General features: G+C 67.6%; 15 protein-coding genes. 7 read left to right on the plus strand and 8 right to left on the minus strand.

The genetic code is table 11. The features are described from left to right. Window positions 1-44 precede the first annotated feature (44 nt). Window positions 45-1,442 carry an L-serine ammonia-lyase gene (locus AB4Y64_RS14700; protein ID WP_441817201.1) on the minus strand — a complete coding sequence of 466 codons (1,398 nt, stop codon included), beginning with the start codon at window positions 1,440-1,442 and terminating at the stop codon, window positions 45-47. Between the two features lie 170 nt (window positions 1,443-1,612). Here AB4Y64_RS14700 and AB4Y64_RS14705 point away from each other — a divergent pair, with 170 nt between their 5' ends. Then, on the plus strand, window positions 1,613-1,885 hold the full coding sequence (locus AB4Y64_RS14705) for a glutaredoxin family protein (RefSeq protein ID WP_441817202.1): 273 nt from the start codon (window positions 1,613-1,615) through the stop codon (window positions 1,883-1,885). A gap of 4 nt (window positions 1,886-1,889) precedes the next feature. Here AB4Y64_RS14705 and AB4Y64_RS14710 read toward each other — a convergent pair whose 3' ends face one another. The 3 genes from AB4Y64_RS14710 to AB4Y64_RS14720 are packed head-to-tail and all read right to left on the minus strand — an operon-like array spanning window position 1,890 to window position 3,807. Beyond that, the gene (locus tag AB4Y64_RS14710) at window positions 1,890-2,453 is read right to left on the minus strand and encodes a YceI family protein (RefSeq protein WP_441817203.1); all 564 of its coding nucleotides are present in this window, start codon (window positions 2,451-2,453) and stop codon (window positions 1,890-1,892) included. After that, a complete protein-coding gene (locus AB4Y64_RS14715) occupies window positions 2,453-3,034 on the minus strand; it encodes a cytochrome b (RefSeq protein ID WP_441817204.1) in 582 nt (193 codons plus the stop codon). The genes AB4Y64_RS14710 and AB4Y64_RS14715 overlap by 1 nt, the downstream gene beginning before the upstream one ends. Continuing rightward, on the minus strand, window positions 3,031-3,807 hold the full coding sequence (locus tag AB4Y64_RS14720; RefSeq protein ID WP_441817205.1) for a YceI family protein: 777 nt from the start codon (window positions 3,805-3,807) through the stop codon (window positions 3,031-3,033). Before AB4Y64_RS14720 ends, AB4Y64_RS14715 begins: the two co-directional genes overlap by 4 nt. A 199-nt stretch (window positions 3,808-4,006) precedes the next feature. Between AB4Y64_RS14720 and AB4Y64_RS14725 the strand changes: the two genes are divergently transcribed. Then, window positions 4,007-7,540 (plus strand): ATP-binding protein, encoded by a 3,534-nt coding sequence (locus AB4Y64_RS14725; RefSeq protein ID WP_441817206.1) that lies wholly within the window; start codon window positions 4,007-4,009, stop codon window positions 7,538-7,540. Between the two features lie 48 nt (window positions 7,541-7,588). On the opposite strand, the gene AB4Y64_RS14730 is transcribed toward AB4Y64_RS14725, so the two are convergent. The 4 genes from AB4Y64_RS14730 to AB4Y64_RS14745 all read right to left on the minus strand — a co-directional run bounded on the left by AB4Y64_RS14730 (window position 7,589) and on the right by AB4Y64_RS14745 (window position 11,480). Then, complete coding sequence (locus tag AB4Y64_RS14730; RefSeq protein WP_441817207.1) at window positions 7,589-9,232, minus strand: alpha/beta fold hydrolase; 1,644 nt, start codon at window positions 9,230-9,232, stop codon at window positions 7,589-7,591. Continuing rightward, window positions 9,229-10,137, minus strand: coding sequence for an alpha/beta hydrolase family protein (locus tag AB4Y64_RS14735; RefSeq protein WP_441817208.1), 909 nt, complete (start codon window positions 10,135-10,137; stop codon window positions 9,229-9,231). The genes AB4Y64_RS14730 and AB4Y64_RS14735 overlap by 4 nt, the downstream gene beginning before the upstream one ends. A 172-nt stretch (window positions 10,138-10,309) precedes the next feature. Continuing rightward, on the minus strand, window positions 10,310-11,116 hold the full coding sequence (locus tag AB4Y64_RS14740) for an SDR family NAD(P)-dependent oxidoreductase (protein WP_441817209.1): 807 nt from the start codon (window positions 11,114-11,116) through the stop codon (window positions 10,310-10,312). Continuing rightward, window positions 11,103-11,480 (minus strand): VOC family protein, encoded by a 378-nt coding sequence (locus AB4Y64_RS14745; RefSeq protein ID WP_441817210.1) that lies wholly within the window; start codon window positions 11,478-11,480, stop codon window positions 11,103-11,105. The genes AB4Y64_RS14740 and AB4Y64_RS14745 overlap by 14 nt, the downstream gene beginning before the upstream one ends. Window positions 11,481-11,602: 122 nt before the next feature. On the opposite strand from AB4Y64_RS14745, the gene AB4Y64_RS14750 reads away from it, so the two are divergent. The 5 genes from AB4Y64_RS14750 (at window position 11,603) to AB4Y64_RS14770 (ending at window position 15,290) form a co-directional block, all read left to right on the plus strand. After that, window positions 11,603-12,565: a LysR family transcriptional regulator gene (locus AB4Y64_RS14750; RefSeq protein ID WP_441817211.1), complete on the plus strand. Its 963-nt coding sequence runs from the start codon at window positions 11,603-11,605 to the stop codon at window positions 12,563-12,565. 124 nt (window positions 12,566-12,689) lie between these two features. Next, the gene (locus AB4Y64_RS14755; protein ID WP_441817212.1) at window positions 12,690-13,058 is read left to right on the plus strand and encodes a hypothetical protein; all 369 of its coding nucleotides are present in this window, start codon (window positions 12,690-12,692) and stop codon (window positions 13,056-13,058) included. A 54-nt stretch (window positions 13,059-13,112) separates the two neighbouring features. Continuing rightward, a complete protein-coding gene (locus tag AB4Y64_RS14760; protein WP_441817213.1) occupies window positions 13,113-13,511 on the plus strand; it encodes a YbjQ family protein in 399 nt (132 codons plus the stop codon). Window positions 13,512-13,571: 60 nt separating this feature from the next. Then, the gene (locus AB4Y64_RS14765) at window positions 13,572-13,967 is read left to right on the plus strand and encodes a GFA family protein (protein WP_441817214.1); all 396 of its coding nucleotides are present in this window, start codon (window positions 13,572-13,574) and stop codon (window positions 13,965-13,967) included. 57 nt (window positions 13,968-14,024) lie between these two features. Continuing rightward, entirely contained in the window at window positions 14,025-15,290 is a 1,266-nt protein-coding gene (locus AB4Y64_RS14770) for a M24 family metallopeptidase (protein WP_441817215.1), read from the plus strand. Window positions 15,291-15,302 lie beyond the last annotated feature (12 nt).

Here is a 15,302-nt window from a genome sequence, read left to right on the forward strand (position 1 = left end):
GGCGGCGTGTGAGGGCCGCTAGCGGTCCGGGGTGGCGGGCTTCCTCAGCACTCGATCACGTTGACCGCCAGGCCACCGCGCGAGGTTTCCTTGTACTTGTCCTGCATGTCGCGGCCGGTGTCGCGCATGGTCTTGATGACCTTGTCCAGGCTGACCTTGTGCTTGCCGTCGCCGCGCATCGCCATGCGGCTGGCGTTGATCGCCTTGACCGCGCCCATCGCATTGCGCTCGATGCACGGGATCTGCACCAGTCCGCCGATGGGGTCGCAGGTCAGGCCGAGGTTGTGCTCCATGCCGATCTCGGCGGCGTTCTCGATCTGGCTGGAACTGCCACCGATGGCTGCGGTCAGGCCAGCGGCGGCCATCGAGCAGGCCACGCCGACTTCGCCCTGGCAGCCCACTTCCGCGCCCGAGATGCTGGCGTTTTCCTTGTAGAGGATGCCCACCGCCGCGGCGGTCAGCAGGAACGTGCGCACGCCCTGGATGTTCGCACCCGGGCAGAAGCGGTCGTAGTAGTGCAGCACCGACGGGATGATGCCGGCGGCGCCGTTGGTCGGCGCGGTGACGACGCGGCCACCGGCGGCGTTCTCTTCGTTCACGGCCAGTGCGTACAGGTTGACCCAGTCCAGCGTCGTCAGCGGATCGCGCATCGCCGCTTCCGGGCGATGCGACAGTTCGGCGTGCAGCGTCGGCGCACGGCGTGACACGTGCAGGCCACCGGGCAGGGTGCCGTGGGCGCGGATGCCGCGGCCGACGCAGGCCTGCATCGCCTCCCAGATTTCGTCGAGGCCGGCGTCGACCTCTTCCGGGGTGCGCCAGACCTGTTCGTTGGCGTACATCATCTGGGCGATGGTCATGCCGCTTTCGCGCGCACGCATGAGCAGCTCGTCGCCGGAGCCGAAGGGGTAGGGCTGTTCGGTCTCGTCGGCGACGATGCGGTCTTCGGCGGCCTCGTCCTGGTTGACGACGAATCCGCCGCCGACGGAGTAGTAGTCGCGCGTGGCGATGACGTTGCCGTCGGCGTCGAAGGCGGTGAAACGCATGCCGTTGGTATGGAACGGCAGCTTCTGGCGCTTGTTCATGATGAGGTCGTGCTTCTCGTCGAAGCCGATCTCGTGCTGGCCGTGCAGATTGATGCGCTTGCTGTTGCGGATGCGCTCGAGCGCCGGCGGGATGATGTCCGGGTCTATGCCATTGGGCAGGTGACCTTCCAGGCCCATCAGCACTGCCTTGTCGGTGCCGTGGCCACGGCCGGTCAGCGCCAGCGAACCGAACACCTCGGCGCGGATGCGCGCCGTGCGCTGCAGGTCGCTGCCGTCGCCGTCGCCGCCCTCGACCAGCCAGCGCTGGACGAAGCGTGCAGCGGCGCGCATCGGGCCGACGGTATGGGACGAACTCGGACCGATGCCGATCTTGAACAAGTCGAAACTGCTGACGGCCACGTGGGACTACTCCGGAAGGGCGGGCGGCGCGGGGGATTGCGCGCTGGCTGGACGGTCTGGCAGCGCGCGCCTGCGGCACACGCTGGTAATCGGGCTATTCTACGCGCCCCGGCAGGGTCGCCCTGCCATACCCTGCCGCATTGCCGATGCCCGGATCCGTGAGCGATTCCATGCCCCTTTCCCCGCATGACTCGGTGCCTGCCGCCGCTCCGGCGTTGACGCTGTTCCAGCGCGACGATTGCCACCTGTGCGATCTGGCCCTGGACATCCTGGCGACGGCGCGCGCACCGGAATTCGAGAGCGTCTTCATCGACGCCGACGACGGCCTGGAACAGCGCTACGGCGTGCGCGTGCCGGTGCTGCGCGATGAAGGCCGCGGCATCGAGCTGGACTGGCCGTTCGACCTGGATCGCCTGCGGGCGTTCCTGGCGGAGTCGCTGTAAGGCGTCACTTGGGCGGTGCGAATACGACCTTGGTGCTGATCGCCACTTCGTTGGGGATCAGTGCGGTGTCGGCCCAGTCGCCGCCGCCGACGCCGAAATCCAGGCGCTTGATCGTGGCCTTGCCGGTCAGCACCGGCTTGGCGCCCGGTGTCCAGGTGAAGGTGAGCGTCACCGGCTTGCTGATCCCGCGCAGGCTCAGCGAACCGTCGGCGGCGTATTGATTGCCGCCCAGGCTGCGGAATTTGGTCGCGGTGTAGCGCGCCTGCGGAAACTTGCCCGAAGCGAAGAAGTCGTTGCCCTTGAGCGCATCGTCGCGATCGGTGTTGGCCGTGCTTGCCGACGCCAGCTGGATGGTCACGTCGAGCTTGGCGGTCGCCAGCGCCTGCGGATCGAAGCTGAAGTTGGTGGCGAAGGTGGAGAAGCGACCGGTGAAGACTTCGCCTTCGTACTTGCTGGCGAACGTGAGGCTGGAGCCTGCGGCCTGCACGTAGTCGGCGGCGAATGCAGGCGCGGCCAGCAACAGCGAAGCGGCCAGGCTGGCGGCCAGGGTAAGGCGCTTGATCGACATCAGCGGATCTCCGAAATGGGGGAGGGGGCGCGGCGCCGGCCCGGCAGCATGCGGGACAGGGTGGCGTCGTGCTGGAACAGATGGTGGTACAGCGCCGCCGCGGCATGCACGGCGACCAGGGCGATGAGCGCCCAGAACAGCCATTCGTGCCAGTCGCGCACCAGCGGCTGCAGTTGCTGGCTGGGCGCGGCGATCTTGGGCATCTTGAACAGTCCGAACCAGCGCATCGGCCGCAGGCCGCTGACCGAGTCGTAGAGCCAGCCCGACAACGGAACGGCGAACGTCATCACGTACAGCAGCCCATGGGTGGCGGTGGCGATGCGATGCTGCCAGCCCGGTGTTCCGGCGATGGCCACCGGCGCACCGGCGAACAGACGCCAGACCAGCCGCAGCACCATCAGCGCCAGCACGGTGATGCCGAACGATTTGTGCAGGTCGTAGACCCAGAAATAGCGCGGCGATTTCGGCAGTTCGACCATCACCAGGCCGACCACGCCCAGGCCCAGGATCAGCAGCACGATCAGCCAGTGCAGCAACTGGCTGACGGCGCCCCAGCGGTCGGCGGTGTTCTTCAGCGTCATGGGGTCGTCGATTCCGGCGTCGTTTGCGGGGTCGTCTGCTGGGTCGTTTGCGGGTTGGCCGGGTCGGTGCCCGCAGGTTCAGTCGGTTCGGCTGCTGGCTCCGCCCCGGGTGGTGCGTCGGCAGGCGGCGCGGTGCCGTTGTCCGGTTCGCCGGCGCCGTTGCCGTGGATGGCCTCGGCCTCGATGCGCAGTTCGACGCTGTCGCCGATCACATTCTTCCATGCCGTCATGCCGAACTCGGCGCGACTGAGCGTGGCCGTGGCGGAGAAACCCGCGGTGCGACGGAACGGTGGCAGTGGATGGCGCTTGACCGCATTGAGCGTCACGTCCATGCACAGCGGCTTGCTCACGCCGCGCAGGGTCAGCTCGCCGCAGACCTTGGCATGGTCGCCATCGACCGGCTCCACCGACGAAGAGACGAAGTGGGCCTGCGGATAGCGATCGCCGTTGAGCAGGTTGGTTGCCAGCACGGCCTTGTTCCACTTCGCGTCGCCCAGGTCCAGGCGCTGCAGTGGCACCTGCACGTCAAGGTGCGCGGACGTCCAGTCGTCGCGGTCGAACACCAGCGTGCCCGTGCTGCCCGATACGGTGCCCATCGCATGCGAGAAGCCGGCGTGCTCGACGGCAAACAGCACGCGGGTGTGCACAGGGTCGAATGACCAGGTTTCCGGCGGCGCAGCCAGGGCCAGGCCCGGGGCGAGCGCCAGCAACGCGAGCATCCGCCCCACGCTGACTGGTATCCGGCAGATCCGTGGCATCGGGCGTGGGCTCATGGGTGGTCGGCGTCCGGGTCAATCCAGGCAGCGATTCTAGGCGCACACAGGTGAACGGGTCGGTGGATCCCTGCAACGGAACGTTGCAGCGTTCCGGCCGGGCGCAGCGGACTTGCGCCGCCCCGGCGCTTCGACCAGCCTAGGGGCGGGGACAGGACGCCGGAAAGGGGCAATGCCGACACGAACGAGCGCAAGGACGGTGGCAAGGATCGTCGCAAGGACCTCCCTGGCGCTATGGCTGGCATGTGCGGCGCTGGCCGCGGCCCACGCCGCCATTCCGGAAACCCCGCGGCCGCGCCAGATCACCGTCGCCGACGGCCTGCCATCCAATCGCATCAACGGCATCACCGAAGACCACAACGGCTACCTGTGGATCGCGACCAGCGACGGCCTGGCGCGTTACGACGGCATCGGCTTCCGCATCTGGCGCGCCGAGGACGGCCTGCGCGACAACTTCGTCTGGGCGGTCCACGTCGATGCGCGCAACCGGGTCTGGATCGGCACCAGCCAGGCGGGGCTGGCGGTGCTCGACGCCGACCGCAAGCAGCTCCGCTATTACAACCGCGCCAACACGCCCGAGATCGGCAGCGACACCGTTTGGGCCGTCACCTCCACGCCCGATGGTGCTATCTGGTTCGGCACGTCCTTCGGTGGCCTGCACCGGCTCGACACGGACGGCAAGGTCACGCGCTTCATGCCCGATCCCGCCGACCCGCGCAGCCTGCCCGATGCCGAGGTCGGGCAACTGGTGGTCGCTCCCGACGGCAGCCTGTGGGTCGGCACCAAGGGCGGTGTCGCGCGCTGGACCGGTCACGACTTCGAACGCCTGCCAACGACCGCGTTGAGTTCGCCGCTGGTCAACGGCATCACCGCCGAATCCGATGGCACGTTGTGGTTCGCCACGCCGCGCGGTGTCGGCGTGCGCCGTGCCGATGGCCACGTTTCGGCAACGCCGTGGGCGGAGGCGGGCATCAAGGACACGATCCTGCACGTGCTCCTGCGTGACCGCAGCGGCATCTACTGGTTCGACGTCCCGCAGGGCCTGGGCCGCGACGAGCGCGGCAAGCTCAGCGTAGTGCCGCTTTACAGCGGCACCGCGCAGGGGCTGGTGCGTCCGGGTTGGGTCGGTGCCTACCAGGATCGCGAAGGCGGCGTCTGGTTTGCCAGCAGCAGCAACGGACTGTGGTACCTGCCGCCGAACTGGCGCCAGTTCGCGGTGATGTCGCGCCGCATCGACGACACCCGGTCGATCGCCAACGCGCATGTGCGCGGCATCGCGCCGTCGGCCGATGGCGCGATGTGGCTGGTCGGCAGCGGCGGCGTGCTCGACCGCCTCGATCCCGACAGCGGCGCGGTCAGCCACGTCGCGCGCGACGTCGGCGACGGCTACGTCCTGTCCAGCGTGCTGGAAGATCGCGCCAGCAACGTGTGGGTCAGCTACGTCGGCGGCCTGGCGCGGATCGATGCGGGCACGCGGCGCTTGCGGCGCTGGACCGCCACGGACGCGAACGACCCGGCACCGTCGGGCGAAAGCAAGCTGGTGCAGACCGGCGACGGCATGATCTGGCTGATCACCGAAGACGGCGCGATCCAGGTGCGCACGCCCGATGGCCGCATCCACGAGACGATGGCCGCAGGCGCCACCATCGGACTGAGCAAAGGCGTGTTCATCGAGCAGGCCAGCCCCGGCCCCGATGGCGCGTTGTGGCTGGCCGGCAGCGATGGCCTGTCGCGCTGGAACGCCGTCGGCCACCGCTTTGAACCGGTCCCCGGCGCCGGCCACGGCCGCATCCACGGTTTTGCCACCGATGCGCATGGTCAAGTGTGGCTGGCGCGCCTGGGCGAACTGGAGTCCTACCGCTGGGGTGGCGCGACCCTGCATCGGCTCTGGCGCATGGACAGCGAAGACGGACTGCCGCTGGTGGCCTCCGGCGGCTTGACCGTGGATGCGACCGGCATCGTCTGGATTTCCAGCGTGCGCGGCCTCACCCGCGTCGATCCCGCACGGCGCGCGGTGCGCGTCTATGGCGTGCGCGACGGCCTGCCGAGCCAGGAGTTCGACAACGCCCCCGTGCCCAGCCGTCGTGACGGTCGCATCCTCGTCGGCAGCCCGGAGGGGCTGGTCCTGTTCGACCCGTCGACGGTGCGTCCCAACCTGCAGGCGCCGCATCTGGTGATCGAGAGCATCGATGCCCGCCGCAACGACAGGCGCGTCTCGTTCTTCCCGGCGCAGCCGTTCGAGATCCGCCACGACGACCGCGACCTGCGCATCGTCGCGCGGCTGTTGTCGTTCAACGACGCCGGCAACCACGCATACCGCTTCCGCCTGGCCGGCTACGACAACGGCTGGGTAGCGGTCGGCTCGGTCGGCGAGCGCGTTTTCTCCCAGCTCAAGCCGGGCCGCTACGAACTCAAGGTGGCCGCGCGTACCGCCGACAACGTCTGGTCGAGGGCGCAGACGATCATCTTCACCGTGGCCGCGCCGTGGTGGCAGACCTTGCCTGCAATCGCCGGTTTCGTCGGCCTGGCACTGCTGCTGGGGTGGTGGATGTTCGATGCCTATCGTCGCCGCCTCAAGCGCCGTCACGACTGGCAACTGGCACAGCAGGAACGCGAACTGGCCAAGCAGGCCTCGCTGGCCAAGACCCAGTTCCTGGCCACGCTCGGCCACGAAGTGCGCACGCCGATGACCGGCGTGCTGGGCATGAGCGAGCTGCTGCTCGACACGCCACTGGACCCGCGCCAGCGCGGCTACATTGAATCGATCCGCCGCGCCGGTCGCCACCTGTTGCGGCTGGTCAACGATGCGCTCGACCTGGCGCGGATCGAATCGGGCAAGCTCGAACTGTCCGACGCACCGTTCGCACTGCACGAGGTGGTCGACGAAGCCGCTTCGCTGATGGCGCCATTGGCGCGCCAGCGCGGCCTGGCCTTCAACGCCGACATCGGCGTCGACGCCCCGGCAGGACTGCGCGGCGACAGAAGCCGCGTCTGCCAGGTCCTGCTCAACCTGCTCGGCAACGCGATCAAGTTCACCGACAAGGGCTCGGTTTCGCTGCGCGTGTCGGCGTTGTCGCCGCAGGGCGTGCGCTTCGAAGTCGCCGATACCGGCCCGGGCATCAACGCCGAGCAGCAGGCGCGCCTGTTCCGCCGCTTCGAGCAGGCCGATGGCGCGCGCACCACGGCCCGTTACGGCGGCAGCGGACTGGGACTGGCGATCTGCCAGGAACTGGCCGAAGCAATGGGCGGCGGCATCCGCGTCGAAAGCACGCCCGGCGAAGGTGCGCGCTTCATCGTCGAGCTGCCGCTGGCAGAGGCGGAGGCCCCGGCCGCACACGACGGCGGTGGTGCACTGCTGGCGTCGCGTGGCGCGCCGTTGTCGTTGCTGCTGGTCGAGGACGATCCGATCGTCGCCGAGGTCATCACGGGTCTGCTGCGACTGCAGGGCCATCGCGTCACGCATGCCGCGCATGGCCTGTCCGCAATGACCGAGGCAGCGACCGCCTCTTTCGATGCGGCGCTGCTCGACCTCGACCTGCCGGGCATGGACGGCCTGGCGCTGGCCGAGCAGTTGCGCGCGCAGGGCTTCAGCCGGCCGCTGCTGGCCATCACCGCACGCGCCGACGCCGATGCCGAACCGCAGGCGACCGCGGCGGGGTTCCAGGGGTTCCTGCGCAAGCCGGTGACGGGGGCGATGCTGGCGGGTTTGCTGGAGGGTGTGCCGCGGCGGTAGCCGCGTGGGGCGTACGTCAAACCGGGCCAACAACGAGTCCGTGAACTACTAGCGCTGGCTATCAGCCAAGCGCCGTGCGAAGCCCTTGATCGCTTCGATGACCGGTGTCGTCTCGCCCAACCACCACCAATGCGCGGACCCGGGAAACTCGAGCCACTGGGCTCCGGAGATCGCAGTTGCGACATGACGGCCTGCGTCGATGCGCACGGCGCGGTCGCCCGTTCGATGCATGACCAGCGTCGGCACGCGCACGTGCGGCAGCAAAGCGCGTACGTCGGTCAGCGCGAGCGTGCGCAGGACGGCGTGCATGCAGCGCGGGCTGGAGCCCAGACGCAGCATGCGCGCCCACCAGCGCTGCACCAGCGGATCGCTCGCGTGGTCGGGCGCGAAGGTGTCGATTGCAGCCGGGCGGCCCCATTGCGCGACGAGTGCATCAAGCCAACGCTCATAGCGCTCGGCCGTCAGTGCCCACGGATAGTCGTGCGCCGCGGTACCTCGGGCAAGCGTGGCCCAAAGAGCCAGCCCCGCAACACGCTCTGGATACTCGACTGCGAGCCGAATCGCGATCGGCCCGCCTTCGGACACCGCGAACACCAGCGCGCGCCGGCTGCCTACCGCGTCGAGAACCGCCAGTGCGTCGGCGCTACTGACCGATGTGTCGGCGGGATCGACGGTGCGATCGGAGAGCCCGACACCGCGCCGGTCGTACAGGATGAGCCGAAAGTCGCGCGCGAGCTCGCGGAAGAAGGCCGCGGGCCCGCCAGGCTCCCAAGCCTGCTCCAGGTTCGAGATGAAGCCGCTGATAAGGAGCACATCGAGCGGGCCGGCGCCAAGTACCTGATAAGCGAGATGAACGTCGCCGCTGCGCGTGAACCGCACTGCCACCGCTGCGGGCGGATCGTCGGCAAGCGCGGTCGTGGCGGCGTCTCGCCCGCGGATCTCGTCGGCGACGCGGAGCGTTGCGGCTTCCGGCTCGACGCCGAGCTCGTCGTGCAGGATCTGCCGGCACCGCTCGAACTGCTGCAATGCTGCGCGGGGCTGTCCGACTGCGGCATACAGCCGGATGAGGCGGCGCTGCGCAGCCTCGTTCAGCGAATCGATCGCTACCAGCTCTTGCGCATGATGGAGCGAGCGCTCGTGCTGCTGTGCGTCTTCGAGCTGAGTGACGAGATGCGCCAGCGCCTGCGCGCGCGCCTGGTGCAGCGATTCGCGCTGTCGTTGAAGCCACGCCGACAGCTCGTCGCATTCGTCGAGCACCAGCCCCTCCGCGAACTCGGCGGCGGCCAGATCCGCCGCGTTCTCGAGGGCGGCGAGGCTCTCGTCGCTCGCGTCCTCGGCCGGTCGATACAGTCCTTGCGCAAGGGAACGGCGCAGCGAGGCGAGATCGGTAGCGGCGCACACATCGCTCGCGAGCGCGACGGTCTGGCGATCGGTCACAAGCGCGTTGCGCCCAACGTGGCTCGACATCTCGTGCAACAAGCGGCGCATGCGCCCGCGCGCGTCAACGTCGTCGGCATCGGGCCAGAGCATTGCAGCGAGGCGGGCGCGGCTCATCGGACGTGCCTCGGCGGCGAGCAGGGCGAGGAGCGCCTGCTCGCGCCGTGCGCCCGGCTCGAACGTCCCCGATTCCTGCTCGAGCCGCACCGGCCCGAGCACGCGAAGCGCGAGACGTGCCGGCACCTCAATGCTCATGCGACGGCCCGCTCGAGGCATTCGACGTTGGCTCGGTGCAATTGCGGGCGCAACCAAGCGACGATCTCAGCGACCACCTCGTCCGGATTCCGCGCCCAGGAAAAGTGACGCCGCCACGGCGCGTCTGCTGTGACGCCGCCGATCTGCCGGCGCTCGATCGCGCAGGACGCGAGCTTGGCGAGCAGTTCGGTCGTCGCGCCCGTCGGCGCCACGGGATCGGCGCGGATCTCGACCGACAGAACGGGCAGCACGATGTCATTCAGCGCCTCCTCGTAGTCGATTCTACTGCCTGCGCAGCGATAGCGACCGGTGCTGGCGTTGTAACTCCAATCGGCCATCAATCGACGCGGCTGGTCGCCGCCGAAGCCCAGCAGCCGGCCCGGGTACCAGGGCAGCAGTGCAGCCACGATTCGGACGGCCCGCACCGCAATGCCCGCGCGCCATCGCAATCCTTTTGGCCACACGCGATGGTGCGCGGTGCCGCTCGCCACCAGGATCAGGCCCGCGAGGCAGGGCGCCGTGTGCACTGTCGCGAGGCTGCCGAGCTGACCGCCCAGACTATGGCCGACCAGATAAATGGGCCGATCGGGAAACTGCGCGGCGATCGCGGCGGTCAACGACGGGATGTCTTGCGCGACGATTTCCTGATACCCGAATTGCGCGCCGCGTCGTGCGAGCGCCTCGCTCTGGCCCTGTCCACGCAGGTCAGTCAATACCGCCACGCCCCTGGTGGCTTGCGCAAGCGCTTCCGCGAACGGCGTATAGAAGCTCGCGGCGACACCCATCGCCGGCAGGCAGACGAACACCGGGGCGCGCGTATGCAGCCGGGAATGATTGAAGATGACGACGAGCGTTGCCTGATCGTCATCGGCGAACAATGTTCGGCTGGGATTGAAGATCGACATGAGCGGCTCCAGGTTCGCCAAGGAGCCGTGAGGGTAGCCAGCGAGCGTCCGCTGATCGTCCGCTGGAAGATCGGGTCGGGGCGTGAAACCGGTCGAATCGGCCCCGAGGATCAGGCAGTGCGGAACACGGCGTCATGGAAGTCGGCTTTGAAGGTTTCGGTGGCGTGGCGTGTCAAACCATGACCCGCCCACCAGCGACGTCGAGTACCACGCCGGTGATCCATGCGGAAGCGTCGCTGAGCAAAAACAGGGAAGCGGCAGCTACGTCCTCCGGCGTGCCAAGACGCCCCAGCGGAAATCCCTCCTGCATTCGAGCCTGCCGCTCCGGCGATAGCGTTGCACGCGTGCGTTCGGTCAACACGGCCGAGGGCGAAATGCAGTTGACGCGCAATCCCTGCGGACCTGCTTCCTGGGCCAGGTGGCGTGTGAGCATGATGACCCCCGCCTTTGCCGCGCCGTAGCCGGCCGGCGCCCCCGAGGCCACACGGGCGCCGGCCGAGGCCATGGTCAGGATGCCGCCGCTGCCTCGTGCGAGCATGCCGGGCAGGAAGCATTTCAGAGTGAAGAAGGTCGACGTGAGATTGTTGTCGATGCTTGAGCGCCAGTCCTCCTCGGTGATGTCCTGCACCGGCACGGGCCGCCCCGTGCCGCCTCCGGCGAAGGCCAGCACGAAGTCCGGTGCGCCGAAGTGCGCCTCCACCTGAGCCTGCATTCGCTGGACCTGGGCGAGATCCGAGCAGTCGGCTGCCAAGCCGATCGCTTCCCCGCCAACGGCTTGCACTGCGGCTACGCTTGTCTGCAAAGCGACCGGATCGCGGCCGTTGATGACCAGCCGCACGCCGTTGCGCGCGAGCGCAAGGCACGTTGCTGCACCGATGCCGCGCGAACCTCCCGTGACCATCGCGACCTTTCCGGACATGTCCGGGAACAGGGGCAGGGGGGCGCTCGAGGCAGGTGTGTGGGCATCAGCGCGGGTCATGGGTACGTACCTCGATGTTGTGACGATCAGGATCGAAGAAATAGATGGCCTCCGCCCAGCCCCGGGCGCCCGGTTGCAGGGCCGAGCGACCATCCCGGCTAAAGGGATCGCCACCGTAAGGAATGCCCAGTCCGCGCAGCCGTTCGCACACGTCCTGGAAAGCGCGCCGGTCCAGGCAGAAGGCCAGGTGCGTCGGGTCTTTCGGGGGTGCGGTCGACAGCTCGATCACGCTGTCGTCGTTCACGCGCAGCACCTCGAAGGGCGCGGCATTGCCGTCATGGAGCAGGCCCAGCGCCTGCTGATAGAACTGCACGGATGCCTTGGCATCGCGGACACGAAGAATGAGGTGGTCGATGTGCAGCATGCTCGCGATTCCCGGAGTTGGCGTCTGGCGCTGGATATCTGTCGTGGCTGGAACGTTGTCTGGCAGAGGACGCGTGTGACAGTCTAGGAAGCGTCGCGGGCTGATGCAGCCATCGATTTGGCATGCCCGTCATTCGAAAATGCATGGAGCAGGTGGGCCTGATGAGCATTGGCTGGGATGATCTGAAGATTGTGCTGGCCATCGCTCGCAATGGCAGCCTGAGCGCGGCTGCGCGAGCACTCGGTACGACCCAGCCCACCGTGAGCAGGCGGCTCGAAGCGCTGGAGCGCAGCCTGAACGCGAAACTGTTCGATCGCGATGCCGGCGGACTGCGATTGACCGCGTTGGCTCAATCCCTGGTCGGTGGCCTGGAGCAGATGGACGCGGGAGCGCTGGCTGTGCAACGGCAGGTCGCAGCACGCGATACAGGCTTGAGCGGTCAGATCCTGGTGACGAGCCTGGACTGGCTTGGCGATGAGGTGATCGCGCCGATGCTGGCGCGGTTTGGTGCCTTGCATCCCGGGCTGGTCATCGAACTGATCAACGACACCAAGGTGTTCAATCTGGCACGTCGCGAAGCGGACCTGGCGTTCCGTTTCGGATCGTTCTCTCAGGAGAATCTGGTGGAGCGACGCATCGGCGATATCGCGTACGGGTTGTACGCAGCGAGAAGCTATCTGGAGCGGCACGGGCATCCCGAGGCTGCCGACGGTTTCAATGGTCACTTCCTGGTGCTTCTTGACCGTGCGGCAGGGGAGGTTCCCCACGAGGCCTGGCTGCCTTTACTGGCACATCGTGCGCGCACCGTGCTTCGAGCCAACGGTCTGCGCGCCCACCTCGCTGCCATCCGCAGTGGCGCCGCCATGGCCGTGCTGCCGAGCTTCATCGCGGAGGCAGATCCAACACTGCTTCGCGTTGCGGTGGCGCACCCCATGCCGGTGCGAGCGGTGCGGGTCGGCTTTCACTCGGACATGCGCGATACGCCGCGCGTGCGTGCCCTGGTGGACTTCGTGGTGCAGGAGTTCTCGCAGTTGCGGGCGCGGCTCAATCCGCAGGAATGTACGGCGGGCCGCTCCACTTGTTAGCCAACCCCGGTTTGCCTAAGCTCAGGCCGAACGGGGGCAGGCGTCCGATTCGCCTCGCGTTTTCAAAAGGGGCCCATGGTTGCGCTCATGGGTAGTGGGATGACTGGCATGGCCGGAGGCGCAGGTGGGCAAGGCAATCGCGTACTTGATTCTCGTGGTCGTGGCGGTGTTTTTCGTTCGGCAAACAGGTCTCCTCGACGGAATGTTCAGTCGCGGAAACCTGGAGGAGCGCGCCAGGTTCTGGGAGGAAACCGTTGCGCGCGAGACGCCAAATGGAACTTCCAGGGAGACCGTGGATGCGCTGGCTGGGCGTCATGGCATGTCGCTCGAGTGTTTCCACTCTTCCGTCGCGCCCCCGGTCGCGGACTGCATCGCTGATGACCCGGACTCGAAGGGTGGAACCTCAGGCCATCCGGTAGCTCTCCAGCTTCGCTTCACGTTCCGGAGCGAGCAGTTGGAGAAGTTCGAGACGAACCCGCACGTCCTTCAATAGGCGCAGGCTGCAATAGGCGCAGCCCAGTGCCAGTCGCTTGACCAGGGAAAACCAATGACCGACCCATACAACTCCTCGTCAGTCCGTTCGACACAGCCATCCCTGAACGACTCGATGGTCACGACGGCGCTCGAACTCCCTGGCTATCGGATCGTGCGCAATCTTGGCCTCGTGCGCGGCATTACGGTCAGGTCCCGCTCGATCGTCGGCAACTTCCTAGGTGGGCTCCAGACACTGTTCGGCGGCAACATCACGATCTACACGGAACTGTGCGAGCAGGCTCGTCACGAGACCTATCGAGACATGGTGCAACACGCCAGGCAGCTGGGCGGCAACGCGATCATCGCCGTCCGTTATGACGCCACCGAACTCATGGCCGGTCTTACAGAGGTGCTGTGTTATGGCACGGCGGTTGTTGCCGAGCCGGACGGCAGCCGCTCAGGTCAGGGCTAGTTTCGTGGCGCGCCAGAGGTATAACCGCACCCACGGGTCCCTATCGGGTAGCTGGATGCCATGACCGACCGTCTAGCTTCATGCAGCTGTGGAAAGCTCACCGCCAGGACCCGGGGAGAGCCCACCCGGGTGTCCATCTGTCATTGCCTGGCTTGCCAGAGACGCACGGGTGGCGTGTTCGCCACCCAGGCCAGGTTCCCCGCCGAGGCGGTGACCATCGAGGGGGAGAGCACGCAGTACGTGCGCGTCGGCGACGAGGGAACCGCGGCCCGGTTTCACTTCTGCCCGGTGTGCGGCTGCACTGTCTACTATTTGCCGGAGGCGTTTCCGGACGTGGTGATCATTCCGGTCGGCGCCTTCGCCGACCCCGATTTCCCGCAGCCAGGCGTATCCGTCTATGGGGTTCGCAGACACCGTTGGGTTGGCCTTCCTGACGACATCGAGCACCTTGATTGAGCGGCGCGCGGTCCATCTGATCCTTGCAAGAACCCCTGGCATCTATCCGGAGTCTTCATGCGTCGTCGCGACTTCCTCACTGCGGCCGTAGCCGCCACCAGCGCCGCCTCCACCGGTCTACTGCTGCCCGGCCGGTCGGCCCAGGCGGCACCCGCCGCGCGGCCCGCCTTGACCTCCCTGACCGTCGGCGCCAAGCCGATTCCGGTGGAGGAGCGCGTGGCGCGGATTGCAAAGCTGCAACGGCTGATGGTCGACCAGAAGGTCGGCGCCCTGATCCTGGAGTCGGGTTCGAGCCTGGACTACTTCACCGGCATCCAGTGGCATCGCTCGGAGCGCACGACGGCCGCCGTGATCCCGGCCCGGGGCGACATCGTCGTCGTGACGCCGGCCTTCGAAGAACCCTCGATCCGCGAAACCCTGGCGGTCAGTGGCGACGTGCGTGCGTGGAACGAGCACGAAAGCCCGTTCGCGCGCCTGGTTGGCGCCCTGGTCGACCGCGGCGTCAGTTCCGGCCCGATCGCATTCGAATCCACGACGCGCATTTTCATCGTCGACGGGGTGCGCGAGGCCGGCGCCGGGGCTTACCGCGTGGTGTCCGGCGACGCCTTGGTCAAAGCCGTCCGGTTGATCAAGTCGCCGGCCGAACTGGCGCTGATGAAAGCGGCCAACGACGTCACCCTGGCGGCGCTGCGCCACGTCCACGGCAACGTCCGCCCCGGCATGCGCCCTGAAGAGATCGGCGCCATGACCGACGCCGCCACCGCGGCCCTGGGCGGGGAGCCGGGATTCGCGCTGGTGTTGCTCAACGAAGCCAGCGCCTATCCGCACGGCTCAAAGAAGCCGCAGACCGTGCGCGAAGGCTCGGTCATCCTGATGGATGTGGGCTGCAGCGTGCATGGATATCAATCGGATATCTCGCGCACGTGGGTGATGGGCCAGCCCACCGCGAAACAGCGAAAGGTCTGGGATACCGTCAAGCGGGGCCAGGAGCTTGCATTGGAGACTGCCAGGCCGGGCACTCCGGTGGGCGCCATCGACGACGTCGTGCGCGCCTATTACGAGAAGGAAGGCTGGGGCCCCGGCTACCGCCTGCCGGGTCTACCTCACCGCACTGGCCACGGCATCGGCCTGGACGGGCACGAGCCGCCCTACCTTGTTCACGGCGACGCCACACTGCTTGCGCCCGGCATGTGCTTCTCCGACGAGCCGGGACTCTACATTCCAGGCGAATTCGGAATCCGGCTGGAAGACTGCTGGCACATGACCGAGACCGGCCCGAAACTGTTCACCGAGCTGGCCAGGTCGATAGACGATCCGATCTGACCGCCAGGTTCT

Origin of the sequence: Lysobacter sp. TAF61, from assembly GCF_052113485.1 — a bacterium.
In the GTDB taxonomy this organism is placed as follows: Bacteria; Pseudomonadota; Gammaproteobacteria; order Xanthomonadales; family Xanthomonadaceae; genus Lysobacter_J.

What these genes read in the sequence shown, in the direction of transcription:
- AB4Y64_RS14750 (WP_441817211.1), top strand. Translation starts at nt 11,603, where the DNA reads ATGCCCGTCATTCGAAAATGCATGGAGCAGGTGGGCCTGATGAGCATT.
- AB4Y64_RS14710 (WP_441817203.1), bottom strand. Translation starts at nt 2,453, where the DNA reads ATGTCGATCAAGCGCCTTACCCTGGCCGCCAGCCTGGCCGCTTCGCTG.
- AB4Y64_RS14760 (WP_441817213.1), top strand. Translation starts at nt 13,113, where the DNA reads ATGACCGACCCATACAACTCCTCGTCAGTCCGTTCGACACAGCCATCC.
- AB4Y64_RS14745 (WP_441817210.1), bottom strand. Translation starts at nt 11,480, where the DNA reads ATGCTGCACATCGACCACCTCATTCTTCGTGTCCGCGATGCCAAGGCA.
- AB4Y64_RS14720 (WP_441817205.1), bottom strand. Translation starts at nt 3,807, where the DNA reads ATGAGCCCACGCCCGATGCCACGGATCTGCCGGATACCAGTCAGCGTG.
- AB4Y64_RS14740 (WP_441817209.1), bottom strand. Translation starts at nt 11,116, where the DNA reads ATGACCCGCGCTGATGCCCACACACCTGCCTCGAGCGCCCCCCTGCCC.
- AB4Y64_RS14715 (WP_441817204.1), bottom strand. Translation starts at nt 3,034, where the DNA reads ATGACGCTGAAGAACACCGCCGACCGCTGGGGCGCCGTCAGCCAGTTG.
- AB4Y64_RS14770 (WP_441817215.1), top strand. Translation starts at nt 14,025, where the DNA reads ATGCGTCGTCGCGACTTCCTCACTGCGGCCGTAGCCGCCACCAGCGCC.
- AB4Y64_RS14730 (WP_441817207.1), bottom strand. Translation starts at nt 9,232, where the DNA reads ATGAGCATTGAGGTGCCGGCACGTCTCGCGCTTCGCGTGCTCGGGCCG.
- AB4Y64_RS14705 (WP_441817202.1), top strand. Translation starts at nt 1,613, where the DNA reads ATGCCCCTTTCCCCGCATGACTCGGTGCCTGCCGCCGCTCCGGCGTTG.
- AB4Y64_RS14765 (WP_441817214.1), top strand. Translation starts at nt 13,572, where the DNA reads ATGACCGACCGTCTAGCTTCATGCAGCTGTGGAAAGCTCACCGCCAGG.
- AB4Y64_RS14735 (WP_441817208.1), bottom strand. Translation starts at nt 10,137, where the DNA reads ATGTCGATCTTCAATCCCAGCCGAACATTGTTCGCCGATGACGATCAG.